General features: G+C 45.3%; 3 protein-coding genes. All 3 read right to left on the minus strand.

The features are described 5' to 3' along the window. A partial coding sequence (locus AB4496_RS27760; protein WP_372133234.1) for a sigma-E factor regulatory protein RseB domain-containing protein occupies positions 1 to 639 on the minus strand: 639 nt, incomplete at its 3' end. Continuing rightward, the gene (locus AB4496_RS27765) at positions 636 to 1,259 is read right to left on the minus strand and encodes a sigma-E factor negative regulatory protein (protein WP_009847656.1); all 624 of its coding nucleotides are present in this window, start codon (positions 1,257 to 1,259) and stop codon (positions 636 to 638) included. The genes AB4496_RS27760 and AB4496_RS27765, both read right to left, overlap by 4 nt. Before the next feature lie 26 nt (positions 1,260 to 1,285). Continuing rightward, positions 1,286 to 1,550: sigma-70 family RNA polymerase sigma factor (locus tag AB4496_RS27770; protein WP_372133236.1), on the minus strand; the 265-nt coding region annotated here is incomplete at its 5' end.

Consider the following 1,550-nt stretch of genomic DNA (forward strand, 5'->3'; position numbering starts at 1 on the left):
TTCTGGCAATGACAAAACCTTCGGCAATTTAGCTTGATTCAAACCGCCCATTGCTTCTGCAATTTTATCGTTCACGACATAAGAGATAGTGCGGTACTGCTCAAGCACTTCGCCATCACGATCCAAAAGATCGGCACGCAAAGGAAGGTTGGTTTTCTCGTCGACCCAAACCACGTAAGAGTATCGAAGGCCGTCTTTCGGCACGACGCGTAATACTTGCGTGGTACTGCCCGCCTCACGAGAACGCCCAACTTTTACAAAATCGTAGTATTGGTTGAGAGAATCGATATCTCGATTAATCATCGGAATGACAGGTGCAACCATACTGCCAGACTGAATAGTAAATGGCTCTGTACCCGGTTCGATGTAGCTAACTTCATTGCCACGTCGAATAACCTCACGAACAGGGCCGCTTAGATAAACAAGGTGTGCAAGTTGTTGGTCGTCGTTAACTGCATGACGATAAAGCAGAGGTTCAATGCTGCTCTTCTTTATCAATATGTAGGAGAGTTCGTAATTTAGATGCTGACTGGCCTCGTTCATTTGATGTAACAAGGCCTTTGCAGTGGTTTCCTCTGCAAAGGCTGTTGGAGACATCAAGCTGAACAGTGTCAGTGCACTGACCAGGATTTTCTTCATTCAATATCCGATTCTAGGTGTGCATCTTCCATTGGCGATGCATCACTGTTTAATCTTAGTTGTAGCTCATAATCTTCTAACAATGCATGAACGCGTTTGCGTTGCTCTTGCATGTTAGCTTCAGATGCAGGTCTCTCAACAGAGTCACGCGTTAAGCTTACTGGTTCCGCAGAACCTGCAAATGGAATCGTCTGGAGTACAGGCAACTGCTCTGGAGCTGCGGGATCGCTGCCACCATATTGCTGAACACCCAATACAACTGCTAATGAAACACACGCTGCCACGGCAACTTGTCCAAACTGTTGTAACCATGCAGGAAGCTGACGCTTCGCTTGCTGAGGTTTAGGCTGCTCTTCAATTGGAGCAACAGTAGGTTCAACATTCAATTGGTGCAGGTTCGACATTGAACCATGTGCAGGCTCATCATCAAGCGCTGCAGCTACACTGTTAGCAATGTTCCACTCTGGAGTTTCTGGCGCATCCCCACGCATAACATCACCAATTAAATGGTAACTCTGCCAGGTATCCATGCTTTCTTGATCAGATTCGAGATCTACTATGAGAGCTTTATCGATCGTTTCACCATCCATGAGTGCCGAAAGCTTTTCTTTATCAGCCATTATTTTCACCATAATTATTACAAGTTCTAGCGTTGTAAAAGAGGTTTAATTTTCTTTTCTACCGCTTCACGAGCTCGGAAAATACGCGAACGTACGGTTCCTACAGGGCAATCCATTACTTCTGCAATCTCTTCGTAGCTCAAACCTTCGAGCTCACGCAACGTCATTGCAGTTTTTAAGTCTTCGGGTAGCGCTTCAATCGCTCCAAAAACAACTTGTTTCAATTCGTTTGACAGCGTTAAGTTCTCAGGGTTCGATATTTCTTTTAACGCGCTGCCTGTTTCGTAATAT

Source organism: Vibrio sp. 10N.222.46.A1 (genome assembly GCF_041473595.1).
GTDB classification, from domain to species: Bacteria; Pseudomonadota; Gammaproteobacteria; order Enterobacterales; family Vibrionaceae; genus Vibrio; species Vibrio tasmaniensis_A.

What these genes read in the sequence shown, in the direction of transcription:
- AB4496_RS27765 (WP_009847656.1), bottom strand. Translation starts at nt 1,259, where the DNA reads ATGGCTGATAAAGAAAAGCTTTCGGCACTCATGGATGGTGAAACGATC.